We start from the raw sequence: 25,882 nt of genomic DNA, 5'->3' as shown, positions 1-25,882 counted from the left end.
GATAAGACATCGAGATCTAGACGGATCCGATTTTGCCGAATTTGCTCTGTTATGTCCGGTAACGGCCCGTGAGCTAAAGCCCGATAGTGGCGTCCGCGACCGGAATGGCCCCTTAGCTACCACCCGGAGCTGGTCCACTTTGGCCCTTCAGGAAGTCTTCTGGTGGCCCCACCGCTTGCCCGGCAAGGGACGCGATTTCGTAAGATGCTACTGATACGGCATCGCAGGCCATGACGGTCCACGCGAAGCGACGCGCCTCGCGTGGACCAGATGTCTTCAGGCCCGATACCAGCTGGCTAGGCTCCAGGTGTCCACATCCCAGCCGCTATAATTGGGAACCAGCCCGTTTTCCGCTGCAGCGATGCGCGTGCGTGCGATCAGCGGTAGCAGGACATGGGCCTCGCAGAAGATCTCGTTGACCTTGATCAGCAGCGCGGCGCGCTTGGCCGGGTCGAGTTCCTTCTGTGCGGCCTTGTAGGCCTCGTCCGCGGCAGGGTCCGAGTAGCGCGAGATGTTGCGGCCCAGCCACTTGTTCTCCTTGCTGGCGATTTCCCAGGAGACGCACTGGTTGAGGAAGCGCTCGGGATCCGGCTGCGGCTGCGTCTGCGTGTACATCTCCATGTCGACATAGAGCTTGGTGTAGGTGTCGGGGTTCGCGACATCCGATGAGAAGAATGTCGAGGCGGCGACAGCCTTGAGCTCCAGGTCGATGCCGGCCTTCTGGCAGGCCTGCTTGATGATGGCCTGCGTCTTCTGGCGGGGAGCGTTGATCGATGTCTGGAAGACGTATTTGAGCTTCTTGCCATCCTTCTCGCGGATGCCGTCGCCGCCGCGCTTGTAGCCGGCCTCGTCGAGGATCTTGTTGGCCTTGTCGATGTTGAACTCGTATTTGAGCCTGGCCGACTTGAAGCGCTTCGGCTCGTTGACGAAGCTCGCGGTCGCGACGCCGCCACGGCCATAGATGAACTTTTCGACCGAGTCGCGGTCGAGCAGCAGGTTGATCGCCTCGCGGACCTTCGGATCCGACAAGGTCGGGTGCTTGGTCTTGACGCTGGAGCGCTCGCCGTCGACCTCGGTCCACGGGTCGGTCGTGTTCAGGATGATGAATTCGACATTGCCGCTGGGCACGGAGAGTACCTTGCCGCGGCCGCCGGTCTCCATGCGCTTGAGGACCTCGTCCTCGACCTGCAGGCTCCAGGCGTAGTCGTATTCGCCGGTCTGCAGCACGGCGCGTGCTGCGGAGACGGAGTCGCCGCCGCCCTTGAATTCGAGCGTGTCGAAGAAGGGCTGGTTCTTGACGTGATAATCCGTGAAGCGCTCGGCGGTGAGGATGTCGCCCGGCTTGAAGTCCACGAATTTGTAGGGCCCGGTGCCGATCGGCTTCAAATTCGCGGGCGCCTCGCGCGATTTCGCGCCCTTGTACTCGCCGAAATGATGCTTCGGGATGATGACGCCGGCGACGCCGACGAAGGCATCTGCCCAGAACGGCGTTGGCTCCTTGAAGGTGACCTTCACGGTGAGCCCGTCGATCTTCTCGACCTTGACGTCCTTGTAGGCACCTGAGGTGACCGCAGCGGTCTCCGGATCGGAGGCGTATTCCCAGTTGAAGACGACATCGTCGGCGGTGAAGGGCTTGCCGTCATGCCATTTGACGCCCGGCTTCAGCTTCCACGTCACGCTCAAGCCGTCCGCGGCGAGGCCGTTGTTTGCCCGGGTCGGAATCTCGGCGGCCAGCTGTGCGACGAGATTGCCTTCCTCGTCCCAGCCGGCGAGCGGCTCATAGAAGATGCGCGAGGCTTCCTGGTCCTTGCCGCCGCTGGCGAAATGCGGGTTGAGCAGCGTCGGCGCCTGCCAGATCAGGATCTTGAGCGGGCCGCCGCCGCCGGCCTTGGTCGGCTTGTACTGATGCTTGCTCTGCGCCATGGCGACGCCGTTCCACAGCAGCATCTGGCTCGCCATGGGGGCCGCGATGCCCACGGCCGCGACGCGCTGGAGAAACCCGCGGCGCGACAAGCCACCAGCCTTCACATCGTCGATTAGGGTCTGCAGTTCCGAGCTGTTCATGTCTATCTCCACGAAAGATGTCGACTACCGTTCCGCCTCGCCGGTTTTCCGGACTGTTTTTGACTTGATGAGATTCAGAATTTGTCTTGAGAATAGATTATTATTTTCAATAACTTGCATGGTCTCCGATCTGGGTTTGCGACGCGCTACATCTTCGCTGTCAGCCCTCCGTCGATGGTCAGCACGTGGCCCGTGATGAAGGATGCGGCGGGCGAGGCCAGGAAGACCGCTGCGCCGGCGATTTCCGCGGGTCGACCCAGCCGGCCGAGAAAGGAGCGCCCGGAGAGAGCCGCCGCCGTTTCCGGCGCGGCCAGCAGCGCCTCGTTGGCTTCGGTCGCGAAGACGCCCGGCGCGATTGCGTTGCTGGTGATGCCGTGCGGGCCGTATTCCGCTGCCAGCGCGCGCATCATGCCGGTCAGGCCGTGCTTGCAGCCGGCGTAGACGGCATCGTTCGGCCGCGCGACATGGCCGGCAATCGAGGTGACGATGATGAGGCGCCCTTTTTGGCGCTCGCGCATGAGGCGGGCCGCCTCGCGAGCCAGCCGATAGGTCGCGACGAGATTGACCTCGACCATCTCCGACAGCTCGGCGTCGCTAAACTGCTCGAGCGGCTTGCGGTTGCGCATGCCGGCATTGCTGACGACGATGTCGAGCCCGCCATGGTCGCGCGCGATTGCCGCAAAGGCGGCGCGCGTCTGTTCGGCGTCCGTCATGTCGAAAGGCAGGGCGATGGCCTTGCCGCCTTCGTTCGCGATCGTGTCCGCCGCCTGGCCGAGGCGGTCGGCGTCGCGTCCCGACAGAATGACGGTCGCGCCGGCAGCCGCCATGGCCCGGGCGATCTCGAAGCCCAGACCGCGCCCCGCGCCTGTCACCAGGGCGATGTCGCCCGCCAGCGAGAACAGTCCCGCCAGCGAAATTCCAGCGCTTGCGACCGTCGTCGCGACCATGCTCACGCCGCTCCGGAGCCGTCGACGAGGACTGACCATCCGTGCGGATCGTTGTCGGGCCGACGATGCAGCTTCGTGATCTCGGCGTAGAGCCTCGAGGTGACGGATCCGGTCTTTCCCCCTCCGACGGTCAGCGTTTCCCCGCGATAGGTCAGCTGGCCGATCGGCGAGACGACGGCCGCCGTGCCGAGCCCCCAGACCTCCTCGATCTCGCCGCTGCGAATGCCCGCCATGACCTCGTCGATGGCGATCGGGCGCTCGCTGACGGTCTCGCCCCATTCGCGCAGCAGCGTCAGCGCGGTGTCGCGGGTGACGCCCGGCAGAATCGAGTCGCTCAGCGGCGGGGTGACGATCTCGTTGCCGATACGCAGCATCACGTTCATCGTGCCGACTTCCTCGAGGAAGCGACGCTCGACGCTGTCGAGCCAGAGCACCTGGGTGTGGCCCGCCGCCTTGGCCTGTTCGCTGGCCATCAGGCTGGCGCTGTAGTTGGCGGCGGCCTTGGCCGAGCCGATGCCGCCGCGCGCCGCCCGCACATGCGTTTCGGAGGCCAGGATGCTGACCGGAGCGCTGCCCTCGGAATAATAGGAGCCGACCGGCGAGAGGAAGATCATGAAGGTGTAGCGGGCGGCCGGGCGCACGGCCATGAAGCCCTCGGTCCCGATCATTGTCTCGCGGACATAGAGAGCCGTGCCCTGCTGATGCGGGACCCAATCGCGATCGAGGTCCACGAGCCGGAGCAGGCCTTCCAGCACGTCGTCCTTGTCGACGGCCGGCATGCATAGGCGCGCCGCCGAGCCGTTGAGGCGGTCCAGATGGGCGTGGGGGCGAAAGAGGCGGATCGCACCGTCATCGCAGCGATAGGCCTTGTGTCCGTCGAAGATGGCCTGCCCGTACTGAATGGCGGAGGCGGAGGGATGCAGCGTCACTGCGTCGAAGGGCACGATGCGATGATCGTGCCAGCCCTTCGCGCTGTCGTAGTCCATCAGGAACATGTGATCGGTGAAATAGTCGCCGAAGCTGCGGCCGACATCGGCCGGGATGGGCTTCGGGTTTGTCGTGCGGGTCACGGGGATCTGGATGGGCATGGCGAGAGCACCGGCTGTCAGAGTGCGATGTCGCGGGCGAGATGGCCGAGGCAGTCGCCTGGCTTCACGCTTGCGAAAGTGCGGATGCAGATGGCGAGGCCGCCGCCTTTGAAACGGACCTCGACCGGCGGATTCCACGGTGTCGTCGGGTCGTGGATGAAACCTGCAAGCGCTCCCGCCGAGAGTTCGTCGCCGAGCGCAAAGGCGGGCTCGAAGATGCCGGCCGCAGGCGCGAAGGCGAACAGGTCCGCATCGCTGATCGTGAGATGGCGGGTCGGGAAAGGCGCCGTCGAGGGCGCGGCCTGCGGCAGCATGCTCAGATGGCGCAGGACGCCGGTCACGCCCGCTTCGAGCATCGCCTTCCCCGCGAGATTGACGGTGGAGCCGCCGCCGAATTCGCCGGTCAGGAAATGGCAGCCGTTCTGGTCGGCGACATTGCCGAAGACGCGGTCCTGGCCGTCCAGCGCCTTCAGGCTGTCGAAATAGGCCACGCGCGGCGGCGAGAAGGCGGCGATGAGGCCGGCTACGGCTGCCTTCTTCTCTCCATCCTCCCATGTCGGCGCAAACAGCGTCGGTAGATACTGCAGCGACGAGCCCCCGGCATGCATGTCGATCGCATAATCGGCGAGCGGCAGGAGCTCGCTGGAGACGTAGTGCGCGATCATCTGCGTGACCGTGCCGTCCCGGCTGCCCGGGAAGCTGCGGTTCAGATTGATCTGGTCGATCGGCGAGGTGCGTGTGGCGGCGAGATAGGCCGGCTGGTTGACGGACGGCACGATGATGACGCGCCCCGCGAGATCGAGCCGCTCGAGCTGCCGCATCAGGCTGTAGAGAAAGAGCGGCCCTTCGTATTCGTCGCCATGGACGCCGGCGGTCAGGAGAAGCGTTGGTCCCTCGCCACGCTTCGCCACGGCGATAGGCACCGGAATATGACCGTATGCGGAATCGTGGACCGAATGCGGAATCCGCAGGTGGCCCCGTGCAACGCCATCCCGGTCAAGCGGAATCGACGCTGAAATCAGCGACTTCTGACCCATATTATCCCCTCGTCCCGGCTTTCCGAACGCCCTCTTGGGCGGGCGGCCGGAAGCTCTCTGTCTTTCGAAGAGCGTCGGATTTTTGCGACGCAACAACAACAGGAGATACGGGGGGCGCCATCACGGTATTGGCAATTTTTGCTCAGCTGCCCCAGGATCTGGACGTCAAGATTGCCGAAGGGCGCAATAAGTTTTTGCGGTCCGGCGAAAGCGGGGATGGGATGCGGGCGAAACCGGAGCAGACACTCGACGCGACCGACGAGCGCATCCTGGAGGCATTGAAGAGAAATGCCCGGATCTCGAACATCAAGCTCGCCGAGCTCATCGGCATCTCGGCCGCGCCATGCCTGCGCCGGGTCAAGGCGCTGGAGAGCAGCGGCATCATTACCGGCTATCAGGCTTGCGTGGACCGCGAGAAGATCGGCCTCAATGTGATGGCCTTCTCCGAGATTCAGCTCAAATCGACGGAATCGAAGTCGATGCTGGAGTTCGAGAAGGCCGTAGCCGGCATCAGCGAGATCAAGAACTGCTACGTGACCTCGGGAGGATGGGACTACATCCTCGAGATACAGACGACCACGCTCAGCGAGTTCGAAACCCTGAGCAACAAGAGGCTGAACAATCTGCCCTGGGTCAGACGGATGCGCTCTCGTTTCGCGTTGCGGAGGGTGTGACCCCGTTCTCCGAGAATGCGCCGCCGAGCAGCATTTCGAGATGGTGTCGCGAGCACTGCGTTAGCCTGCGCGATAAGTTGGTCGGACGCTTGCTTTGATCGTGGCGCCAAAATTCGCTTTTCGCGCATAACCCAAACCTGCGGTGCGTCTCGGAAATGAGATTGAAGACTCCGTCGACTGATGGCCAATCAGCGTAGACCGGCGCAGCAAGAGCACCATCCTGTCATGCCGACAGCATCCGGCGTGCGATGTCGCGGTAGATCAAGCTCGCAGCGACGAATTCGTCGACGGGGACGAATTCGTCGACCTTGTGCGCCATAGAGAGCCGCGCCAGGGCCAATCACAATCCCTTCCGCTCCGGCGTCGCGGAAATGGACGAGGTCGCACGCCCCCTGAAAACCGAACGGGCCCGGTGACGCGATGCCGTTGGCGGCTGCGGCGGCGACACTTTGGCGAACGATCGGCCGGTCGGAGGCCGTTTCGGTGGCCCCGCCCGTGGTCGGTTTGAAGCCGATAATCTCCGCCCTGACACCGAGTTCGGACTGAGCCCTGGCGAGGAAGGCGGCGATTTCGGCCTTCACTTCCGCCTCGTTCTCACCGGGGACGAGACGGCGGTCGAGCAGCATCTCGCAGGCCCCGGGCAGGACATTGTCCGCATGGCCGCCGGAGATGCGCGTCACGGTCAGGCTGGCTTCGCCGACGAGCGGATGCGTGCGGCGCCTGACGCTCTGCTCGTGTTCCCGGGCGATCAGCCCGAGCAACTCGCCGGCGCGCAGGATGGCGTTCTCGCCCAGATGCGGCGTGCCCGAATGCGCGGGGACGCCGTGCACCCGCACGATCGGCCGCAGGCTTCCCTTGTGGCAGCTATAGACCGTGTTGGAGGTGGGCTCGCCGACCACGGCGAAGTCGATCGGCGGGCGCTTGGCGGCAAAGTGGCGCGCGCCCTTGCTGCCGACTTCCTCGTCGCCGACGAATACCGCCAGCAATGTGCCGGACCAGGCGGACCGCTCGGCTGCCAGCATGCGCACCGCCTCCAGCATCGCGGCGAGCGGGCCCTTGCAGTCGCAAGTGCCCCGCCCATAGAGCCGCCCGTCGGCCTCCCTCAGCACGAACGGGTCTGAAGACCAGCCTTCGCCTGCCGGGACCACGTCCATATGGGTGTTGAAGACCAGTGTCGGTCCGGGACCGTTCGAAAGCCGTGCCTCGACATTCGCCCGGCCGGGTTCGTATTCGTCGATCACGGCATCGAGCCCTGCTTCGCTGAGGCGAGCCGCAACATAACTGGCCGCTTCTGTCTCACGCCCGGGTGGGTTTTCGGTGCAGAGCGCGACGAGATCGGCAAGGTCCCGCTTCATGCGGGGAATATCCGGGGAAACGCTCATCATTGCCCTCGCTTGTACCGGGCCGAGATCATCAGTCGCTGATCGCCGTGGAGTCGGCCTTGCCGAAGGCCGCGGTCAGATGCTCACGCATCATCGTGCTCGATCGCTCGAGGTCGCCGGCGAGCACCGTGTCGATGATGGCCACATGCTCGCGCAGCCAGTCGCGGACCCGGCGGAGATTGCCGTAGCTGTTGAACTCCAACAGCCTGCGCAGCCGGTTTTGCTGCTGGATTGCCTGAAGGAAGAAGGCGTTGCCGCTGAACTCCGCGAACATCTCGTGGAAGCTGGCATCCGTGTCGAACAGGGCCGTGGCGTCCACGGTGGACAGGTCTGGGTGGGACAGGAAATAGAGATGGTGAGCGCGCGCACGGCTGAGCGCCGTCGGGTCGGCCTTGAAAGTCGGCACCAGAAAGAGGGCCGGCTCTATCACCCGGCGGAAATCGTAGCTCGAAGCCATGGCTCGGCGCGAATCCAGCATCGGCAGGAACGTCCAGCCATGGCCCTTGTTGCGCGCGATCAGCCCGTCTTCGGCGAGCCGCGCCAGCGTGCGCATCAGAACGACGCGGTCGACACTGTAGCGCTGCGCAATTTCACTTTGGGTCAGTGATGCCGGCAGATGTCCGCGCAGGCGGTCTCCGACCAACTGGTCGTAGAGGTCGCGGTCGGCCGAACTCGGCACCTCCAATTCGAGCCGCTGCAAAGCGTCGAAAGGCTTCAGGAGGAAGAAGCCGTGATTGCGCCGGGCCTCGACGACACCGAGCTCGCAGAGAAGTTGCAGAGCGCTGCGGATCGGGGAACGCGACACGCCAAGCAGATCGCCGAGCGCCTGTTCACGCAGATGATGCCCCGGCTCGAAACGGGCATTCCGGATCAGATCGAGGATCTGATTGGCCAGGCGGTGACGGCTTTGGGAGGAGCTGCGTGCCATCTATGACGTCAACTGCAGAACGGGGCCGGTCCGCGCGCGTTAGCGTCGCTTCCGGACCCTGCGGAGATTGGGGCGGCGAGCGCCGGTTCGGTCCTGGCTTCGGTATCCTCAATCAGGGCGCGAAGTCGAGGCATGGCATCCACGAAGGCGCTTTCAAGCCTCTCGCCGAGTGCGTTCAGCACGGTGTACCAGTCTGAGGCGGCGGCGCGGGCGGCCAACGCCGGTGCAAGCCCTTCGACCATGGCCCAGGAAGCGCCCATCGCCTCCGGCCGCAGGGGCAGCCCCGCGGAGCGGGCCAGCTGCGCAGCGCGCGCCGGATCGTTGTCCTGCAACAGCGCCATCAACACAGTGCCGAGCCCAACCGCCTCGCCATGCAGGACCGTGCCACCGCTCGCCGCCTCCAGCGCCCAGGCGAAGATGTGCTCTGAGCCGGCGTTGAACCGTGCTTTGGGATGCGAAGCGAAACCGGGCGCAAAGCGGGCCGAGATCGTGACGATCTCCAGGAACGCGGAGAGTTCCCCCGCAGCAACACCGGGGGCTAGCGTGTCGAGCGCCGCCAGCTGAGCACGCGCGAGCCCACGCAGTCCTTCGTCCCACTGCACATCGTGTCCGGCCTCGTGTCCTAGCGACCAGTCGAACAAAGCAGTGTGACTACATAGAATCTCGGCGAACCCGGCCCGGTTGAGCCTGTCGGGCGCCGCGGCGATCAGCTCCGGCACCACGAGCACGGCGTCCGGTATCGGGCAATTGCGCTCGGCCGTCCGGGTTTCGCCATCCATCACCCAGGCGGTGCGGGTGAAGCAGGCATTGTTGGCCGCGGAACCGGGGAGCTGGATGAGCTTCTGGCGATTGACCTTTGCGATGTATTTCGCCGCGTCCATCGCCAGTCCCCCGCCGATGCCGACGAGCGTCGGCGGGCCGGAGAGGTCTTGCGCAGCGCGGTCGAGCGCGCTGCGATGGTTGCTGGCAATGATCAACTGGCGGGCGGGCCTGGCGGTCAGCATCGGCTGAACGGCGCGCCAGGGAGAGGGCGTCGTCACGACCGCGGCCTGCGCTATGGTGCTGCCTGCCGCCAGCAATGCAACCGCACCGACAGTCGGCTCTGGCCAGGCTGTCGGCAGCGGTGCCGGAAGGATGTGGATGGCGGGATTGTCGCCAGACATTCTGCTGCTTCCTGAACGCCAGGTCGGCCTTCCGGCAGGGTTGATGGGTTCAGGCCTCGACGATGTCGCGCGAAATCGTGCTGAGGGTGCGCGCCGCCCCGTCCGTCACCAGCACGGTTTCGCTGACCGCGACCGTGAACTGGTTGTAGACGCGCAGCGTGATCGGAACATGGAACGCCATGCCTGCCTGCAGCGGTACGTCGATGCCGCGGAACAGACTCAGAATGTTGCCCTCGCCCCAATCGGGCGCGAAGGAGATGCCCATGCTGTAGCCGGTGCGCTTGCGGAAGCCCGCGGTCTGGCCGTGCTTGTCGATCACCGCCTGAACGGCGTTGTGGACGTCGGCGCAGGTGTTGCCGACGCGCAGCTTGCCGATCGCGACCTCGAGGGCCTCGGCGCACACCGCATACATGTCGCGGGCTTGCTGCGGAATTGGGCCGCAGGCCACGGTGCGGAAAAGCGCGGCATGGTAGCGATTGTAGCAGGCCGATGTTTCGAGGACCGTCACGTCGCCGCTCTGGATCGTCCGTCGGCGCCAGGTGGTATGGGGGATGCCGGAACGCGGCCCCGAGGTAACGAAGGGCTCCATGCCGACATATTCCGAGCCGGCCTTGATCGCTGCGCCCATGATGGCGCTGGCGACGTCGTTTTCGCTGGCGCCGATGCGGGTGGCGGAAAGCCCGGCGAGCATGCCGGCATCGTTCGCACGGCCGGCCTCTTCGAGTTGCGCGATCTCGAGCGGGGATTTTACACGGCGCAGCGGCTCGACCAGACCCGTGGCGTCGAGCAGCGTGCCGAATTCGGCGATCAGCCGATTGTAAAGGTTGATGGTCAGGAACCAGCCGCCCTGGTCGATGCCGACGCGCTTGCCCGCATATCCGCGCTGCTTCAATTCGGCGGCGAGAGCGGAAGCCGGATTCACGTCGTCGGCATAGCCGATGATCTCGTCGACATAGGTGTTGAGCCGCGCATTCATGGCTTCAAGCCCGCGGAGCACATGGAATGGCTCGCCGTTCGCCGGCACGCACAGGCACTGGAAGCTGTAGTAGCCGGGGGTCTGCTGGCCGCAGATGTAGAAGACGTTCTCAGCGCCGGACAGCAGGAGAAGGTCGAGGCCGCGCTCGGCCATGACGCCGCGGAGCTGCGTCAGCCGCCGATCATATTCGGACTTCGGGAAGGCGCTCTCCGCGCCTTGCGGCACCTGCTTCATGATGGTGTCGAAATCAGCATCGGACATGGTCTGACCTTTTCAACCGCTCTACTGCCTCAGGCACACTGTGCCGCTGCGGGCATGTGAATGATTGTATAATTAGCAACAAACAGTCCAACTCAAGTTCAAATTTGCGGCGCCTTGATTGGAGACAGCGTGAGCTTCCGCCATGACGGCTTCCGCCTCTCCGAGGCTCCAAAATACCCGTTTCTGTCAGTAATATGGCCTGTAAACTCGGCGTCGCTCAGGTGAACGCACGACTCATCGTGGTGCGCGGGAAAGCATCATGCCGACATTCTGTGCAAATAATTGCTGAAATTGATGCAAAAAAAACAAAGCTGCAGATCGACCGGCGGCGCACTCGGGTCTTTAATCTCCCCACTCGGATCACTCGCGCTGCATGGAGATCGGAATGGCCATCACCTTCAATCAAAGGATCGCAACTGCGCTGGCATTCGGCGTGAGCCTGGTCGCTCCCGGAGCGGCGCTCGCCCAACAGGCGTGCTCGTCGATGCAGGTGCTGCTCGGCATCGCTCCCAATCACCGCGAGCATGTGATGGAGTTCATCGCTCCGAAGCTGAAGCAGAAGTTCAACGTGGACCTCGTCGCGGAGGCGATTGGTTCGGCCGCCATGGTCGAGCGCGTTCAGGCGCAGGTCGCCGACCCTCGCATTTCCATTGCGCAATGGGACGCGCCGATCGGCCTGACCGCCTGCGAGCGCGGCCTGTGCAAGCCGATCGACTTCACCAAGGCGCCGAACGCCAAGGGCCTCTCTGACTGGGCCGTGACGAAGCTGGCCGATGGCCAACCCTACGTGCTCGCGACCAATGTTCTCGGCGTCGGCATCATTTATGACGAGGAGCAGTTCAAGAAGAACAAGCTCCCCATCCCGACCTCCTGGGCTGATCTGCAGCGTCCCGAGATGAAGGGGCGTCTCGCGATCACCGCGCCCCAGAGCACGATGGGCACCGCCGCTCTGGTCATGCTGGCCAAGCTCGACAAGGGCGGCGAGAAGAACATCGAGCCCGGCTTCGCGACGACGAAGAAGATCCTGCCCAACGTCCATACGGTCTTCACGTGGACGTCGGAGCTCTCGAACCTGATGCAGCTCGGCGAGGTCTGGGCCGCGGTGACGAGCTCCAACATCGCCCCGGCGATGCGTTCGCAGGGCATTCCCATGAAGTTCGTGCTGCCGAAAGAGGGTTCTCCGACCGTCAATGGCGGGCTGTCCATGATCAAGGGCGGTCCCTGCGAGGACGCAGCTTACGAGTACGTCAACCTGTACTACAGCGACGAATTCCAGGTTCTGCGCATGCGCAAGGGCGGCACCGCCAGCCCGACCAAGACGTCCTGGGACAAGCTTTCGGCCGAGGAGAAGTCCGGCATGGGCATCACTGCTGCCGACTTCGAGAAGCTCGTCGATTTCGACTGGAAGGCGATCAACGACGCAAGGCCGGGCTGGATAGAGCGCTGGCAGCGCGAAATCCGCTGAGCGGAACGGAGCGGGCGCCGCCCGGCGCCCGCTTTCGATCGGAGACCTGCATGTCGAGCCCTACCGTAAACGCCTCTGAACTGGATCCGCCCAGGCCGATCCTGAAGCTCCAGCGTGTTCGCAAGACCTTCCAGGGCCAGGTCGTCCTCGACGACCTTGACCTTGAGATCGGGGCCGGCGAGTTCCTGTCGCTTCTTGGCCCGTCCGGCTGTGGCAAGACGACGACGCTCAATCTCGTAGCTGGCTTCCTGAAGGCTGATGCCGGCTACATCTCGCTGCGCGGAGCGCTGTCCAACGAGCTGCCGCCGCAGAAGCGCAAGCTCGGCATGGTCTTTCAGAGCTATGCGCTGTTTCCGCACATGACTGTGTTCGACAACGTCGCCTACGGCCTCCATCGGCGCGGCGTGCCGTCCGGGCAAGTGTCCGACCGCGTAGCCGCGATGCTCGATCTCGTCCGCCTCGGCCAGGCGCAAGGCAAATACCCCTCGCAGCTCTCTGGCGGCATGCAGCAGCGCGTGGCGCTGGCCCGTGCACTCGTCACCGAGCCGGACCTGTTGCTGCTCGACGAGCCCCTCTCCAATCTCGATGCCGCCCTGCGCAAGGACATGCAGGTCGAGATCAAGCACATCCAGGAACGCCTCAAGGTCGCCACCCTGCTCGTGACGCACAGCCAGGAGGAGGCGCTCGTGATGTCTGATCGCATGGCGGTGATGCGCGGGGGCCGCATCGAGCGGATCGGGCCGCCGCATACGGTCTATTCCGACCCGCGCACCGCCTTCGTCTGCACCTTCGTCGGAGACGCGAACCTGTTCGAGGCGCGCGTTGCGGCGCATGAGGGCACGCCACGGCTCATGGTCGGTGATTGGGCCGTGCTGGCGGACGGTCCTTTGCCGGAGCAGGCCGGCACGCTCGGCATCGCCGTCCGCCCGGAGCATATCGCGATTGCGCCCGCCGGCATGGCCAGCGGCGACAACGTGCTGTCGGGCAGCGTCTCGGACACGATCTTCAAGGGCAGCAACATCCTCTACGAGGTCCGTGTCGGAGACCGCGACATCCTCGTACTCGGCCTGCCGAAGATTGGCGAAGCCCCCTTTGCCCGTGGCGATGCCGTCAGCATCGCCTTTTCCCGCAAGGCCGTGATCCTGCTGGCGGGGGCGGGCCATGGCTGAGGGCACCGCGACCCGCGTCACGCGTGCCGGCGAGAGCATGCGCGGCTGGGTTCTGTTCATCGCGCCGATCGTTCTGCTGCTGATCGTCTTCTTCGTCGTTCCGCTCGTCGATCTGCTGAGCCTCAGCCTGACCGAGCACAAGCCCGGCCCGCGCGACCCCAACGCCGCGCTGACACTGGTTAATTTCGTCAAGATTCTCGGGGATCCATTCTACCTCGCCATGGCCGGAAACTCGCTGCTGCTCGGCCTGTTGACGGTGATCGCGACGCTGTTGATCGGATATCCGGTCGCCTTCTACCTGACACGCAGCTCGGGTTGGGAGCGCACGCTGATCTCGGTGGCCTGCCTGCTGCCGATCTTCACCAACCTCATCGTCGGCATTCTCGGCTGGTACATTCTCCTTCTGCCGTTCGGGGTGTTCCAGCAGCTGCTGTCCGCGCTGGGGCTGGTCGATGGGCCGATCCAGTGGATCCGCTCGTCCTCGGCGCTGGTCGCCGTGCTGACCTATGAGCACCTGCCCTTCGCCATCCTGATCCTCGCCTCGACCATCCAGAATGTGCCGCAGGACAAGATCAACGCCGCGCGTATCCTGGGGGCCTCCATGCCGCGCATCGTCTGGAGCCTGATGCTGCCGTTAACGGCGCCGGGGCTGATCGCGAGCGCGATCCTCGTCTTCTCGCTGTCGGTCTCGTCCTATCTTATCCCCATCCTGATCGCGGGGCCGCGGACGCAAGTGCTGCCGATCTCGATCTTCTCCTACTCGAGCGAGCTCCTGAACCGGCCGATGGCCTCGACGCTGGCGTTCATTCTGCTCGTGATGGTGGCGGCGTGCACCTATTCGGCGGTGCTCGTCGCCAACCGCCTGACCCGCCGCGGCTCGTGGGAGATGGTGTGATGGCCGGCCTGCGCATCTTCGTCTATGTCGTCGTGCTGCTGATGCTGACACCGACGCTGATCAGCCTGCCGGTCGCCCTGACCGACACCAGCCGCATCGCCTTCCCACCGCCGGGATTGAGCCTGCGCTGGTTTCAGGCGGTGTTCGCCGACGGCGTCCTGCTCGGCGCGGCATGGCGCAGCTTCACGCTGGCGATCACGGCATCGGTGGTGGCGGTCGCGATCTCGATCCCCTGTGCCTTCGCGATCGAACGGGCGAAAGGCCGCTGGCGCACCACGCTGGAAACCTTCATCACCGGGCCGCGCATGATCCCGCAGCTGGTGCTGGCGGTGGCGCTGCTGGTCTATTTCGAACGGCTGCGCATGGGCGAGACCTTCCTCGGGCTCGTCATCGCGCATCTCGTGGTCTCGATCCCGTTCGCTTTCCGCACAGTGCTGGTCTCGGTCGCCTCGGTCGACAGGCGGCTGGAGTGGTCGAGCGCGATCCTCGGCGCCGGCCCGGCGACGACCTTCCGCCTGATCGTCCTGCCGCAGATCAAGACCGGCGTCATCGCGGCCTTCATCTTCACCTTCATCCTGTCCTTCAACAACGTCACCATGGCGCTGTTTCTGTCGGGCATCGGCGAGCGCACGCTGCCGGTGGAGATGTTCAACCGCATGTATGTGGGCGGCATGACCCCAGTCATCCCGGCGGTGTCGTTCCTGCTGGTGGTCGTCGGTGTGGCGGTGTTCATCGTCCTGGACCGCACGATCGGCGTTTACAAATACCTCGCCGGGCGGGAGTGACGGGCCGATGCGGATCGCTGCCGTCGATATCTACACGGTCGACCTGCTGCTGGCAGAGCCGTTCCGCCATGCCTCTTCCGGGCTGATCGACAGGCTCGCCGAGGTCGTCGTCCGCGTCGAAACGAGCGACGGAGCTGTCGGCTGGGGCGAGGTGCGCGGTAATGCGCATTACGTCACCGGCGAGACGCCCGGCCGCATCGTCGCGCTGCTCCGCGAACTGCTCGTGCCGCGCCTGCTTACCTCCACAGCTGATACGCCCGCTGGCCATGCGCGGGTCATGGCGGCCGCACTGCCTGGCGCGTCGAGCGCGCGCGCCGTGCTCGATATCGCGATCCATGATGCGGCCGCCCGCGCGCTCGGCCTGCCGCTGCGGGCGTTGCTGGGCGGGCCCGCCGGCGCGACGAAGGTGCATGTCCACGGCACTATCCCGTTCTGCCCGCCTGAGATCGCGGCGGAGCGCGCGCGGACCTATCTCGAACAGGGCATCTTGACCATGAAGGTCAGGCTCGGCCTGCCCGATTTCGCCGACGATCTTGCTCGCCTCGCCGCCGTGGCGGAGGCGGTTGCGGGAACGGATACGGTTATCGCGACCGATGTGAACCAAGGCTGGACGCCGAAGGAGGCGCTGGCCAAGGCACGGCGGCTGGAGGTGGACCGGCTGGGTTTCGCTCTGGCCTGGCTGGAGCAGCCTGTCCCGGCTGGCGCGACCGAGGCGCTCAAGGCGCTGCGAGAGTCGGTAGCGCTACCCGTCTACGCCGATGAATCCTGCGGCACGCCGCAGGATCTGCTGCGCCTGATCGAAGCGCGTGCCGTCGATGGAGTCCACCTCAAACTCTGCAAGGCGGGCGGGATCGGCCAGCTGCATGCGATGACGGCCATCGCCGAGGCAGCCGGACTGCCTTATCTGATCGGCCAGATGGATGAAGGCATGCTGGCCACTGCCGCCGCACTCGCTGTCGCCTCCGCCACCAACCCGCTCTCCTGCGAGCTCTGGGGCTTTCAGCGCGTCGCGGCGCAGCCCTTCTCGGGCATCGCCATGATCGATGGCGATATGGATCTGCCGGCCGCGCCGGGGCTCGGCATCGCTGTCGACGAGACCGGTCTTATGCATGTCGCGCGGCTGGAGGCCGTCCGGGCATGAGCGGCGAGATCGGCCTGCTCTGGCTCGTCGACGCCGATCCTCCGAGCGAGGCGCCTGGTGGGCGCGGCTTCTATCCGGCGAATGGCCGCACCGATCCACCGGACGAGCGCGTGATGGTCGAGCGGCTGAACACGGCTGCGCGATTGATCGCGGCGGAAGCGGGTGGGCGCGCCGTCGTCACGATCCACACCTCGCCGCGTCATCGCGAGCATCTTTTCGCCGAGCCCTATGCCGGCATCTGGCAGGGCCTGCGCGATGCCGGAACCGATCTGGCGCTGCACCCGCATGAGGAACGCCTCGACGGCCGCACCCATTACGGCAACCTCGCTCATATGCGCGGTGTCGTCGAGGAGACGATGGAAGCGGGCCGGCGGATCGGCATCGACTTCACGGTGTTCCGATCCGGCGGTTTCGCCTTCCATGACGCATTGCCGGCGCTGCTGGCCCAGGCCGGCATTCGCCTCGATTGCTCGGCTGCACCCGGCCATGTCGATGCCTCGCGCGATATCGCCTGGCCCGATCGCGAGGAGATCGTGCTCGATGCCGGCGAGCAGACGATCGTCGAAGTGCCGCTCGGCTGGAACGGTGAAGGCACCGATCTCAGCCGAGACTACCTTTTCAACGAGCGCCAGGATCTCGACGGGCTGAAGCGCGTCTGGGATGCGATCCGGCAGCGGTTCGATGCCGGACTGGCGCCACCGGTTGTCAATTTCCTCACGCACGGGTTCGGCCTCGTCGCGGAGGGCTGGCGCGATCAGGCGCTGCGCTTTCTCGACCATGCGCGCCGCAATGGCGCCCGCCTCATCTCGGCCGCCGAGGCCGAGGCCATCGTTCTCGCCCATTGGGCACGCCAACAGGAACCGACACCATGCTGACGACGCATCCGATTGCGCAGGAGCTCTTCTTCCCGGGGGAGGAATACGAGACGCGCCTCGCCACGATCCGCGCCGCGATGGCGCGCCGCGGCGTCGACGTCATGCTGTGCTCGGGGCCGGAGAACATCTTCTACGCCAGCGGCTACCAGACCTTCGGCTATCACTCCTACCAGCTCCTGGTGATCCCGCTGGAGGGCAAGCCCTTCCTGATCCTGCGCTATCTCGAAAGCCTGCTGGCGCATCGCTATTCCTGGGTGACGGACATCGTCACCTGGGACGACACCGACGATCCGATCGAGATCACGCTGGCGGCGCTGAAGGAGCGCGGCCTTGCGGCGGGGAAGGTCGGCGTCGAGCAGAAGGCCTACTTCCTCCAGGTTTCGAGCTTCCTCAAGCTACAGGCCGCGCTGCCTGGGCTCGTCGACGGCTCGGGCGTCGTCGAGGTCTCGCGGGCGATCAAGTCGCCGCGCGAACTCGCTTTCATGCGCGAGGCGGGCAAGCTCTCGGACATCGGCATGGCCGCGGCGATTGAGGCGGTCGCCTCGGGCAGCTCGGATCAGGATATAGCGGCGGAATGCTTCGCAGCCATGACGCGCGCCGGCTCCGAGTGGATGTGCCGCTCGCCGATCGTGACGACGGGCGACCGCTCGGGCCTTCCTCACTCAAACCATCTGCGCCAGAAGCTGGATGGCGGCGACGCCGTGCTCATCGAGATCTCGGCGGTCTACAACCGCTACTACTCGCCGCTCATGCGCGGTGCGCTGGTCGGCCGCTCCAATCCGAAGGTCGAGCGCATTGCCGCCGTCTGCATCGAGGCGTTGGAGGCTGCGATCGACGCCGTCAAGCCGGGTGCCACCTCGGGCGAGGTCGACGAGGCCGCGCGCCGGGTCATCGAGCGCGAGGGGCTCTGGGAGAACTATCGCAAGCGCAGCGGCTATGCTGTCGGCGTTGGCTTCTCGACCTGGATCGAGGGTGCGATCGGCAGTCTGAAGATCGGCGACACCACCGTGCTGAAACCCGGCATGTGCTACCACATCCCGATCGCGATCCGCTATTACGGCGAGGCCGGCATCGGTTTCTCCGAAACCGTCGCGGTCACGGAGACCGGCGTCGAGGTGATGGGGCGCGCTCCGCGCAGCCTGGCGATCCGATGATCTCCTCCGGCGCGATCTCTACTGATCAGGAGATCTACGAGACGGATGTTCTCGTGATCGGCGGCGGCCTCGCCGGCCTGCGCGCCGCGATCACTGCCCGCGAAGCCGGCGCGCGCGTCATGCTGGCGGTCAAGGGCAAGCCGGGCCGCAGCGGCTGTTCGGCCATGACCACGGCCGGCTATGCCGCGGCGATGCCGGAGGCCGATCCGGCCGATGGTCCGGAGCTATGGGCTGCGGATACGCTGAAGGGCGGCGCCGGCATCTGCGACGAGGCGCTGGTCGAGATCATGTGCCAGGAGGGCGCGGCCTGGATCCACGATCTCGAAGCACTCGGTGGCCGCTTCGAACGCAGCGGCGCCGACTATCGCCGCGCGCCGAGCGGCGAGCATTCGCGCCCGCGCGTCCTTGTTACCGAGAACCATATCGGCATCGATCTGACTGTGCCGCTGGCGGCACGCGCGGCCGAGCTTGGCGTCATCGTGCCGGCCCCCTGCATGGCGCTTCGCCTCGTCACGGATGGGAGGGGCGTCGCCGGCGCGGTCCTGATGGACTTGAAGACCGGAGCCTGCTTCGCGGTCGCTGCGCGCGCCGTGGTGATCGCGACCGGTGGTGCCGGGCGGCTCTTCGCGATGACGAGCAATCCGAACGGCATGACCGGCGATGGGTTCGCTCTGGCGGCGGCAGCCGGCGCGCGGCTGCGCGACATGGAGTTCATCCAGTTTTATCCGTGGCGCTGCATCGATCCATTCGACAAGGCCCGCGTTTCGATCCAGCCCTCGACCTTCGTGCTCGGCGGGCGGCTCTACAACAGCGAGGGCGAGCGCTTCATGGTCGCCTTCAACCCGGACGGTGCCGAGGCCACGACGCGCGACGTTGCCGCGCGGGGCATCTACGACCAGATGCGCCGGGGCCTCGGGGTACGCGGCGGCGTGCGGCTCGATCTGTCTGCGCTCTCGGCCGAGGATTTCGCGCGCAGCAATCCCAAGGTCGCGCGCTATTGCGCGGCGCAGGGCATCGACCACGCGAGCTATCCTTTCATCCTGACGCCCGAGGCGCATTTCTGGATGGGTGGCATCGCCATCGATTCCGACGGAGCCACCAGCCTGCCCGGCCTGTTCGCGGCCGGCGAGGTGGCAGGGGGAGTGCATGGAGCCAACCGTCTGAATTCCAACGCTCTGCCGGAAACGCAGGTCTTCGGCGCACGTGCCGGCCGGGCTGCAGCTGGCATGGCGGGTGGAGAGGCGGGCAAGGCTGTGCTGGCCGACGCTCTGCTCCAACAGGCGGCAAGCGCGGGCATGCACACACAGCTTCCGGCCATCGAGATCGCCACCCGGCTCGACGCCCTGAGAGCGATCATGTGGAAATCTCTGGGTATCATCCGTGATGCCGGCGGGATGCAGCGCGGCTTGAGCTACGTGCAGAACCTGTCTCAGGACCTGGCCGGGTGTGACGCAGAGCCTCAGGCGCGGCGGGCCCTTCACGAACTCGCCTTCCTCGCCGCGACGGCCGAACTCTCGCTTCGCTCCGCCCTGTTCCGGCGTGAGAGCCGGGGGGCGCATTTCCGCAACGATTTCCCGCTCACCGATCCCGGCTGGCGCGGCAGCGTCATTGTCGGACAGGCCGAAGCCAGGATCGAGACGACTTTTCTGGAGAGACTGAACGATGCCGCATGAGGCCGTCACCGCCGCCGTCGCGGCGCGCAAGGAAGCGCTGACCGCCTTCCTCGCCCAGATCGTCAACATGGATTCGCCGACGCTCGACAAACCGCTCTGCGACGCCGTCGCCGCCGTGCTGGAGGCCAAGGTGCGGAGCATCGGCATGAGCGTCGAGCGCGATCCGCAATCGGAGTACGGGGACAATCTGGTTTGCCGCGCGGGCCAGGACCGGCCGGGCCCCCGCGTGCTCTTGGTCGGCCATTTCGACACTGTCTATGCCGCCGGGACGGTCGCGAAGCGGCCCTGGAAGGTCGAGGGCGACAAGGCCTATGGATGCGGCCTCTACGACATGAAGGGCGGGCTGGCGCTGGGCATCTTCGCGCTGGAGGCATTGGCGAGCGTGCGCGGCGGTTTTCCGCTGCCCGTCACCTTCATCTTCAACAGCGACGAGGAACTGGGCTCCAAGGCTTCGCGGCGCGTCATCATCGAGGAGGCGAAGAAGCACGATCTTGCGCTGGTTCTCGAACCGGGGCGTCCGGGACCGTCGCTGACGATCTCGCGCAAGGGCGTCGGCTTCTTCCACATCGTCGTCACCGGCCAGGAGGCTCATGCCGGCGCCGAGCCTGAGAACGGCCGCAATGCCGTGGTCGAGGCGGCGCACAAGATCGTCGCAATCGAGGCCCTCAATGCGTGGGACCTCGGTACCACCATCACGCCCGGCGTCGTCTCCGGCGGCTCCAAGCCGCATGTCGTGCCCGGTCATGCTGAGATCGAGATCGACTGCCGCGTTACCTCGGCCGCAGAGGAGGCACGTGTCATCGCGGCGATCCATGCCATTGCGGCTTCATCGACCGTGCCGGGTACCAGTGCGACGATCACCGGCGGCTTCCACCGCTCGCCCATGGAGCCGTCCGAAGCCTCGCTCGCCTTCAGCGCGCAGTTCCGCGCCATTGCGGCGGATGTCGGCTTTGCGCTCGGCGAAGCCTCGAGCGGCGGCGGCTCGGACGGCAATCTCACCGGTGCAGCCGGCACGCCGACCCTCGACGGCCTTGGCGTCCATGGCGGCCGGGCGCACAGCCCGGACGAGTTCCTCGAAATCGCCTCGATCGAAGGGAAGTGCCGCGCGCTGGCGGCCTTCCTTGACACGCTCGCTTCGGCACGCGGATAGAGCAGGCGACAACCTCGCAGACGGCGATCTATGCCGCCGTCTCTCCCGCTCGTTGAATTTCCTTGTGTGATGCGATGCCGATCGATCGAGACCGTTTGTGGGCGCGCCTGGAGACGCTCTCCCGCATCACCGAGCCCGATATGCCCTGGACGCGCCGTTCGTTCACGCCACGCTTCCTTGAAGGCCGGGCGTGGCTGGCGGAGGAATTCCGTGCAGTCGGGCTGGAAACCACGCTCGATGCCGGCGGCAATCTGATCGGGCGGCTGCCCGGCACCGAACAGGGCCTCAGGCCGATCCTGATCGGCTCGCATTCCGACACCGTTCCGTCCGGTGGGCGCTATGACGGCATGCTAGGAGTGCTCGCCGCGCTCGAAGTCGCACAGAGCCTGATCGAGAGCGGCCGGCGCCTGCGGCATCCGCTCGAAGTCATCGATTTCCTCGCCGAGGAACCGAGCGAGTTCCAGGGGCTCTCTTGCATCGGCAGCCGGGCGATGTCCGGAGCGCTGACAGACGAGCACATGGAGTTGCGCCGAGCCGATGGGACGAGCCTGCGCGATGCCATCACCTATGTCGGAGGTCGCCCGGATCAGATCGCATCTGAGACACGCGCTGCCGGCAGCGTCGCCGCCTATGTGGAGGTGCATATCGAGCAGGGAAGGATGCTTGAGGCGGAAGCGATTCCGCTCGGCATCGTGACCGACATCGTCGGCATCCGCCGCGAGCGGATCACGGTGAAGGGGCGCGCCGACCACGCCGGCGCGACGCCGATGCCGCTGCGCTCGGACGCGTTGGTCGGGGCGGCGAAGCTCATCGAGCGCGCTTACGAGAAGGCGCTTGCGACGTCTCGGGATGTGCAGCCGCTGGTTGCGACGTTCGGCAAGATCGAGATCTGGCCGAACGCGGCGAACGCCGTGCCTGGCTCGGTCGTGATGACCCTCGAGGTACGATGCGGCAGCGAGGCGGCCGTCGCCGCCTTCGGGGAACAGCTCTTGCGCGAACTGGCTCCTGCACTGGCGGACGTGCGGGTAACGGCAACGGCCGAACGCGTCAGCCACGTCGCCCCCGTCGCCTGCGCAGCCTCGATCCGCTCGGCGATTGCGGACGCGGCAGCTTCGTGCCGTTTGGCCGCGCGCGATCTTCCGAGCGGCGCCGGCCACGACGGCGTATTCGTCTCCCGCCTTGGCCCAGTGGGGATGATCTTCGTGCCATGCCTCGACGGGCGCAGCCACGCTCCGGAGGAGTCGATCGAGCCAGGGCAAGCGGAAGATGGAGCCCGTGCGCTTGCTGGAACGGTCGATCTCCTCGACGAGCGCTTGGATTAGAGACGCGAGGCGATGTTATCGAGGCGCCCCCCTGCGATGCGGATGGCGAAGATGTGGTGATCGCCGAGCTTGCAGGACAAGGTGGCCTTGCAGCGAGGCAGACGGCGCTGGCGAGTGCGGTTACCCTGTCGAAGGCGGGAGCAAATCCCTTGAGAGAGATGGAAAATGATGCCTCCTGACCGCCGTCTGCGACGGTCTTCACCTTAAGCACTCCGCCAGCACGCAGCAGTGCGAGGGTAGGCGCATCAAAACTCACCGGTACGAGGGCCGATTGGCAGGCATGTCCGGAAGGGAAGTGCTTGTCCTACCGATCTGTCTTCGATCTGAAGCCCTGCGCCAGAAGCGAGAGCCAAGCCGAACGGCAACACGATGACGCAAGCAGCCTTATTGGCAATCGGCGCGTTGATCTCGATTGTCAGAACACGCTGGCCGCTTTGTTGAGTCTGACTTTGCGAGAGCGCGCAGCGCGTGATGTTCAGCTCGGGTACGTCCGCTCTCGGGTAGGCCGCCAGAGTCTGCTCCTGGCGCGATCCGGCCAGATTGGGCTGCTTTGGTGGACGTCGGCTTCCGATTCATTGCAGACGCCCCACCTTTCGCTTCACAACCTGACTCACCCTCACAACCTCACACGAAATCGAACCGGTCCACATCGACCAGCCCCTTGTCGGTGATCTTGAGGTGCGGGATCACCGGCAGGGTCAGGAAGGCGACTTGCAGGAAGGGCTCGGCCAGCACGACGCCGAGCGCCTTTGCCGCGGCGCGCAGGCTCTCCAGATCGTGCCGCACCGTCTCGAAGGGCTGCTCGCTCATCAGCCCGGCGACGGGCAGTGCCAGTTCCGCCGTCACCCTATCGCCCTCGGCCACGGCGAAGCCGCCGCCGATCTCGATCAGGCGGTTGGCGGCGGCCGCCATCGCCGCGTCATCGACGCCGACCACGCAGAGATTGTGGCTGTCATGCCCGACCGAGGAGGCGATGGCGCCGCGCTTCATGCCAAAGCCATGGACGAAGCCGGTCGCGATGCCGCCGTTCTTGCCATGCCGCTCGATCACCGTGACCTTGACCGCATCCTGCGCCAGGTCGGGCAGGGCGAAGCCGTCGCGGGAGGGCAGGGGCATCGACAGCCGCTCGGTGATGATCCGGCCCGGCACCACGCCGATCACGGGCGTCTCGCCTTCGCGCGCCTTCGCGTGGAAGGCCTCCGGCGTGACGGGCTGGCATTTCACGCTGCCGTGCCCGACCGCAGGGATGGTCGCTCGATCCACAAACAGCGCCTCCTCGACCAGCCTGCCGCCGGTCAGGACCTGCTTCACCGAGCAGGCGGCGAGGTCCTCGAGCAGCACGATGTCGGCGCGTTTGCCCGGTCCGATGAAGCCACGGTCGAACAGGCCGAAATTCCGCGCCGCCGAATGCGAGGCGATGCGATAGGTCGCGAGCACGTCCGCGCCATGGGCGATGGCCGTGCGGATCATGTAGTCGAGATGGCCTTCCTCGCCGATATCGAGCGGGTTGCGGTCATCGGTGCAGAAGGCAAGGAAGGGCGAGGCATCGCGCGAGATCAGCGGGATCAGCGCATGCAAATCCTTCGAGACCGAGCCCTCTCGAATCAGGATCGCCATGCCCTTAGCGAGCTTCTCGCGGGCTTCGTCCGCCGTCGTCGTCTCATGGTCGGTGCGGATGCCGGCGGCGAGATAGGCGTTGAGGTCGAGGCCTCGCACCAGCGGCGCATGGCCGTCGATATGACGGTGGGAGAAAGCCTCCAGCTTGGCGAGGCAGGCGGGATCGCGATGGATCACGCCGGGGAAGTTCATGAACTCGGCCAGCCCGATGACCTTCGGATGGTCCATCAGCGCCGTCAGGTCGCCGGCTTCCAGCACTGCGCCTGCAGTCTCAAGATGCGTCGCCGGCACGCAGCTCGACAGGTTGACGCGCAGATCCATCCGCATCGCCTGGGCGCAGGCGAGAAAATAGCGGATCCCTTCCGCGCCCAGCACATTGGCGATCTCGTGCGGATCGCAGATCGCGGTGGTGACGCCGTGCGGCAGCACGCAGCGCTCGAATTCGAACGGCGTCACCAGCGAGGATTCGATGTGCAGATGCGTGTCGATAAACCCCGGCACGGCGATCAGCCCCTTGGCATCGAGGACGCGTTTGCCTTGGTAGGTGCCGTAGGTCCCGACGATCGTGTCGCCGCAGATGGCGATGTCGCTCTCGACGAGCGCGCCGGTGACAAAATCGAGCAGCCGGGCGCCCTTGATGACGAGATCGGCCGGCTCGTCGCCATGCCCCTGGGCGATCCGGCGGGCGAGAGTGGCGGCATCGGTCATGGGGCGATTCCGTGAAGTTGGCTTGCGGGCAACCTGCATGGCTCCTGTCGGCTTGTCGACTTGGTCGGTGGCACGGATCGGCCTAGAAGGGGCCGGCACTGCGAACGCCCGGAGTTCCCGCATGAAGCTCACCTGGTACGGCCATTCCGCCTTCCGCCTCGATATCGGAGGCGCCGCGATCCTGATCGACCCGTTCTTCACAGGGAATCCGGCGTTCGAGGGCGATGTCGCGGGGATCTCCAGCGGCGTCAGCCATATCGTCGTCACCCATGGTCATGGCGACCATGTCGGCGACACGCTCGCCATCGCTGAGAAGACCGGCGCGACGGTCATCACCAATTACGACCTCGCCATGCATCTCGCCTCGCAGGGGCTGAAGAGCTTCCAGCCGATGAACACCGGCGGCACCGTCGATCTCGGTCCGTTCAGCGTCACGCTGGTCCGCGCCGACCATTCGGCCGGCATGGGCGAAGGCGGTGTCAACGTGCCGGTCGGCAACGCCAATGGCGCGATCATCAAGGCCGGGGGCGAGAAGACGCTCTGGCATATGGGCGATACCGACATCTTCTCCGACATGGCGCTGCTCGCCGAAATCCACGGCGTCGAGATCTGCATCTGCCCGGTCGGAGACCGCTTCACCATGGGCGGCAAGGTCGCCGCGCTCGCCATGACCCGTTTCGTCAAGCCGAAGGTCGCGATCCCGAGCCATTACGGCACCTTCCCGCTGATCGACCAGAACGCCGACGCCTTCGTCGCCGGGCTGAAGGGGAGCGGCATCGAAGCGGTGGTGCCGAAGAAGGGCGAGGCCTTCGCGGTCTGAGCCTGCCGTCATTCTCGGCCGAAGCGGAGCGGAGAGCCGCGAACCTCTGGAAGGGAGATGGTCGGGTCAATCCCGACCATGCCGCGCTTGGTCTTGGCCCTTACTTACGCGCCGCCATCTGCTATAGCGCGGCGAAGCTTTCTCGGCGCGTGATCCGCGCCTTATTCAGGAGTCCGCCATGTCGGTCGATCTCGCCACCGTCAAACGCGTCGCGCATCTCGCGCGCATCGCCGTTCCGGAGGCCGACCTGCCCAAGCTGCAAGGCGAGATCAACGCCATCCTCGGCTTCGTAGAGCAACTGGGCGAGGTGAATGTCGATGGCGTCGAGCCGATGACCTCGGTGATGCCGATGGCGATGAAGCAGCGCGAGGACGTGGTCAACGACGGCGAAATCGCCGACGAGATCATCGCCAACGCCCCGGCCTCCGAGGACGATTATTTCATGGTGCCCAAAGTCATCGAGTAGCGTGCATCGTCCTCTGTCATTGCGAGCGAAGCGAAGCAATCCAGGGGGACGTCGAGCGCTGCCGCTCCTGGATTGCTTCGTCGCTGCGCTCCTCGCAATGACGGTTCTCCCGACAAGTTCAT

Annotated in this window: 22 protein-coding genes and 1 pseudogene; 13 read left to right on the top strand and 10 right to left on the bottom strand. The window is 65.6% G+C overall.

What is annotated here, in order from left to right; all coding sequences use genetic code 11:
* Positions 1-276: 276 nt before the first annotated feature.
* The 4 genes from BoBH3_RS12675 to BoBH3_RS12660 all read right to left on the bottom strand — a co-directional run bounded on the left by BoBH3_RS12675 (position 277) and on the right by BoBH3_RS12660 (position 5,022).
* A complete protein-coding gene (locus BoBH3_RS12675) occupies positions 277-2,064 on the bottom strand; it encodes a peptide ABC transporter substrate-binding protein (RefSeq protein ID WP_262331140.1) in 1,788 nt (595 codons plus the stop codon).
* A gap of 146 nt (positions 2,065-2,210) precedes the next feature.
* Positions 2,211-2,981, bottom strand: a complete 771-nt coding sequence (locus BoBH3_RS12670) for an SDR family oxidoreductase (protein ID WP_262331199.1) — start codon at positions 2,979-2,981, stop codon at positions 2,211-2,213.
* A gap of 32 nt (positions 2,982-3,013) precedes the next feature.
* A complete protein-coding gene (locus BoBH3_RS12665) occupies positions 3,014-4,099 on the bottom strand; it encodes a branched-chain amino acid aminotransferase (RefSeq protein ID WP_262331139.1) in 1,086 nt (361 codons plus the stop codon).
* A 17-nt stretch (positions 4,100-4,116) separates the two neighbouring features.
* Positions 4,117-5,022 carry a succinylglutamate desuccinylase/aspartoacylase family protein gene (locus BoBH3_RS12660; protein ID WP_262331138.1) on the bottom strand — a complete coding sequence of 302 codons (906 nt, stop codon included), beginning with the start codon at positions 5,020-5,022 and terminating at the stop codon, positions 4,117-4,119.
* Positions 5,023-5,078: 56 nt separating this feature from the next.
* Between BoBH3_RS12660 and BoBH3_RS12655 the strand changes: the two genes are divergently transcribed.
* Complete coding sequence (locus BoBH3_RS12655) at positions 5,079-5,810, top strand: Lrp/AsnC family transcriptional regulator (RefSeq protein WP_262331137.1); 732 nt, start codon at positions 5,079-5,081, stop codon at positions 5,808-5,810.
* A 188-nt stretch (positions 5,811-5,998) separates the two neighbouring features.
* On the opposite strand, the gene BoBH3_RS12650 is transcribed toward BoBH3_RS12655, so the two are convergent.
* From BoBH3_RS12650 to BoBH3_RS12635, 4 genes are read right to left on the bottom strand one after another with little or no spacing between them, the layout of a single operon-like run.
* Positions 5,999-7,195, bottom strand: coding sequence for a M20 family metallopeptidase (locus BoBH3_RS12650; RefSeq protein ID WP_262331136.1), 1,197 nt, complete (start codon positions 7,193-7,195; stop codon positions 5,999-6,001).
* Between the two features lie 28 nt (positions 7,196-7,223).
* On the bottom strand, positions 7,224-8,120 hold the full coding sequence (locus BoBH3_RS12645; protein WP_262331135.1) for a GntR family transcriptional regulator: 897 nt from the start codon (positions 8,118-8,120) through the stop codon (positions 7,224-7,226).
* Between the two features lie 8 nt (positions 8,121-8,128).
* A complete protein-coding gene (locus tag BoBH3_RS12640) occupies positions 8,129-9,283 on the bottom strand; it encodes an iron-containing alcohol dehydrogenase (RefSeq protein ID WP_262331134.1) in 1,155 nt (384 codons plus the stop codon).
* 49 nt (positions 9,284-9,332) lie between these two features.
* Positions 9,333-10,520 (bottom strand): M24 family metallopeptidase, encoded by a 1,188-nt coding sequence (locus BoBH3_RS12635; RefSeq protein ID WP_262331133.1) that lies wholly within the window; start codon positions 10,518-10,520, stop codon positions 9,333-9,335.
* 385 nt (positions 10,521-10,905) lie between these two features.
* Here BoBH3_RS12635 and BoBH3_RS12630 point away from each other — a divergent pair, with 385 nt between their 5' ends.
* The 10 genes from BoBH3_RS12630 to BoBH3_RS12585 all read left to right on the top strand — a co-directional run bounded on the left by BoBH3_RS12630 (position 10,906) and on the right by BoBH3_RS12585 (position 22,149).
* Positions 10,906-11,985, top strand: a complete 1,080-nt coding sequence (locus BoBH3_RS12630; RefSeq protein WP_262331132.1) for an ABC transporter substrate-binding protein — start codon at positions 10,906-10,908, stop codon at positions 11,983-11,985.
* 50 nt (positions 11,986-12,035) lie between these two features.
* Positions 12,036-13,154 carry an ABC transporter ATP-binding protein gene (locus BoBH3_RS12625; protein ID WP_262331131.1) on the top strand — a complete coding sequence of 373 codons (1,119 nt, stop codon included), beginning with the start codon at positions 12,036-12,038 and terminating at the stop codon, positions 13,152-13,154.
* Positions 13,147-14,049: an ABC transporter permease gene (locus BoBH3_RS12620; RefSeq protein WP_262331130.1), complete on the top strand. Its 903-nt coding sequence runs from the start codon at positions 13,147-13,149 to the stop codon at positions 14,047-14,049. The genes BoBH3_RS12625 and BoBH3_RS12620 overlap by 8 nt, the downstream gene beginning before the upstream one ends.
* A complete protein-coding gene (locus BoBH3_RS12615) occupies positions 14,049-14,834 on the top strand; it encodes an ABC transporter permease (protein WP_262331129.1) in 786 nt (261 codons plus the stop codon). The genes BoBH3_RS12620 and BoBH3_RS12615 overlap by 1 nt, the downstream gene beginning before the upstream one ends.
* A gap of 7 nt (positions 14,835-14,841) precedes the next feature.
* Entirely contained in the window at positions 14,842-15,975 is a 1,134-nt protein-coding gene (locus BoBH3_RS12610) for a mandelate racemase/muconate lactonizing enzyme family protein (RefSeq protein ID WP_262331128.1), read from the top strand.
* The gene (locus tag BoBH3_RS12605; RefSeq protein WP_262331127.1) at positions 15,972-16,850 is read left to right on the top strand and encodes a polysaccharide deacetylase family protein; all 879 of its coding nucleotides are present in this window, start codon (positions 15,972-15,974) and stop codon (positions 16,848-16,850) included. Before BoBH3_RS12610 ends, BoBH3_RS12605 begins: the two co-directional genes overlap by 4 nt.
* On the top strand, positions 16,844-18,004 hold the full coding sequence (locus BoBH3_RS12600) for a M24 family metallopeptidase (protein WP_262331126.1): 1,161 nt from the start codon (positions 16,844-16,846) through the stop codon (positions 18,002-18,004). The genes BoBH3_RS12605 and BoBH3_RS12600 overlap by 7 nt, the downstream gene beginning before the upstream one ends.
* Positions 18,001-19,677 carry an FAD-binding protein gene (locus BoBH3_RS12595; protein ID WP_262331125.1) on the top strand — a complete coding sequence of 559 codons (1,677 nt, stop codon included), beginning with the start codon at positions 18,001-18,003 and terminating at the stop codon, positions 19,675-19,677. Before BoBH3_RS12600 ends, BoBH3_RS12595 begins: the two co-directional genes overlap by 4 nt.
* Entirely contained in the window at positions 19,667-20,827 is a 1,161-nt protein-coding gene (locus BoBH3_RS12590; RefSeq protein WP_262331124.1) for a M20 family metallopeptidase, read from the top strand. Before BoBH3_RS12595 ends, BoBH3_RS12590 begins: the two co-directional genes overlap by 11 nt.
* Before the next feature lie 74 nt (positions 20,828-20,901).
* Entirely contained in the window at positions 20,902-22,149 is a 1,248-nt protein-coding gene (locus BoBH3_RS12585; RefSeq protein WP_262331123.1) for a Zn-dependent hydrolase, read from the top strand.
* Positions 22,150-22,282: 133 nt separating this feature from the next.
* Here the strand turns inward: BoBH3_RS12585 and BoBH3_RS24535 are convergent.
* Together BoBH3_RS24535 and ade are read right to left on the bottom strand one after the other, a co-directional pair.
* Positions 22,283-22,622 (bottom strand): annotated as a pseudogene (locus BoBH3_RS24535) (invasion associated locus B family protein); the annotation flags it as partial.
* Positions 22,623-22,773: 151 nt separating this feature from the next.
* Complete coding sequence (gene ade, locus BoBH3_RS12580) at positions 22,774-24,474, bottom strand: adenine deaminase (protein ID WP_262331122.1); 1,701 nt, start codon at positions 24,472-24,474, stop codon at positions 22,774-22,776.
* Between the two features lie 121 nt (positions 24,475-24,595).
* On the opposite strand from ade, the gene BoBH3_RS12575 reads away from it, so the two are divergent.
* Both BoBH3_RS12575 and gatC read left to right on the top strand, forming a co-directional pair.
* Entirely contained in the window at positions 24,596-25,294 is a 699-nt protein-coding gene (locus BoBH3_RS12575) for a metal-dependent hydrolase (protein ID WP_262331121.1), read from the top strand.
* 178 nt (positions 25,295-25,472) lie between these two features.
* Positions 25,473-25,760 (top strand): Asp-tRNA(Asn)/Glu-tRNA(Gln) amidotransferase subunit GatC, encoded by a 288-nt coding sequence (gene gatC / locus BoBH3_RS12570; protein WP_262331120.1) that lies wholly within the window; start codon positions 25,473-25,475, stop codon positions 25,758-25,760.
* Positions 25,761-25,882: the final 122 nt, after the last annotated feature.

Origin of the sequence: Allobosea sp. BH3 (assembly GCF_025499465.1) — a bacterium.
Lineage (GTDB): Bacteria > Pseudomonadota > Alphaproteobacteria > Rhizobiales > Beijerinckiaceae > Allobosea.
Note: the sequence above shows the minus strand (reverse complement) of the source record. Positions and strands in the feature narration are given on the sequence as shown.

Bases quoted from the DNA above. Each gene is read 5' to 3' on its own strand.
- BoBH3_RS12675 (WP_262331140.1), bottom strand. From the start codon at position 2,064: ATGAACAGCTCGGAACTGCAGACCCTAATCGACGATGTGAAGGCTGGT.
- BoBH3_RS12665 (WP_262331139.1), bottom strand. From the start codon at position 4,099: ATGCCCATCCAGATCCCCGTGACCCGCACGACAAACCCGAAGCCCATC.
- BoBH3_RS12650 (WP_262331136.1), bottom strand. From the start codon at position 7,195: ATGATGAGCGTTTCCCCGGATATTCCCCGCATGAAGCGGGACCTTGCC.
- BoBH3_RS12645 (WP_262331135.1), bottom strand. From the start codon at position 8,120: ATGGCACGCAGCTCCTCCCAAAGCCGTCACCGCCTGGCCAATCAGATC.
- BoBH3_RS12640 (WP_262331134.1), bottom strand. From the start codon at position 9,283: ATGTCTGGCGACAATCCCGCCATCCACATCCTTCCGGCACCGCTGCCG.
- BoBH3_RS12635 (WP_262331133.1), bottom strand. From the start codon at position 10,520: ATGTCCGATGCTGATTTCGACACCATCATGAAGCAGGTGCCGCAAGGC.
- BoBH3_RS12630 (WP_262331132.1), top strand. From the start codon at position 10,906: ATGGCCATCACCTTCAATCAAAGGATCGCAACTGCGCTGGCATTCGGC.
- BoBH3_RS12625 (WP_262331131.1), top strand. From the start codon at position 12,036: ATGTCGAGCCCTACCGTAAACGCCTCTGAACTGGATCCGCCCAGGCCG.
- BoBH3_RS12620 (WP_262331130.1), top strand. From the start codon at position 13,147: ATGGCTGAGGGCACCGCGACCCGCGTCACGCGTGCCGGCGAGAGCATG.
- BoBH3_RS12615 (WP_262331129.1), top strand. From the start codon at position 14,049: ATGGCCGGCCTGCGCATCTTCGTCTATGTCGTCGTGCTGCTGATGCTG.
- BoBH3_RS12610 (WP_262331128.1), top strand. From the start codon at position 14,842: ATGCGGATCGCTGCCGTCGATATCTACACGGTCGACCTGCTGCTGGCA.
- BoBH3_RS12605 (WP_262331127.1), top strand. From the start codon at position 15,972: ATGAGCGGCGAGATCGGCCTGCTCTGGCTCGTCGACGCCGATCCTCCG.
- BoBH3_RS12600 (WP_262331126.1), top strand. From the start codon at position 16,844: ATGCTGACGACGCATCCGATTGCGCAGGAGCTCTTCTTCCCGGGGGAG.
- BoBH3_RS12595 (WP_262331125.1), top strand. From the start codon at position 18,001: ATGATCTCCTCCGGCGCGATCTCTACTGATCAGGAGATCTACGAGACG.
- BoBH3_RS12590 (WP_262331124.1), top strand. From the start codon at position 19,667: ATGCCGCATGAGGCCGTCACCGCCGCCGTCGCGGCGCGCAAGGAAGCG.
- BoBH3_RS12585 (WP_262331123.1), top strand. From the start codon at position 20,902: ATGCCGATCGATCGAGACCGTTTGTGGGCGCGCCTGGAGACGCTCTCC.
- ade (WP_262331122.1), bottom strand. From the start codon at position 24,474: ATGACCGATGCCGCCACTCTCGCCCGCCGGATCGCCCAGGGGCATGGC.
- BoBH3_RS12575 (WP_262331121.1), top strand. From the start codon at position 24,596: ATGAAGCTCACCTGGTACGGCCATTCCGCCTTCCGCCTCGATATCGGA.
- gatC (WP_262331120.1), top strand. From the start codon at position 25,473: ATGTCGGTCGATCTCGCCACCGTCAAACGCGTCGCGCATCTCGCGCGC.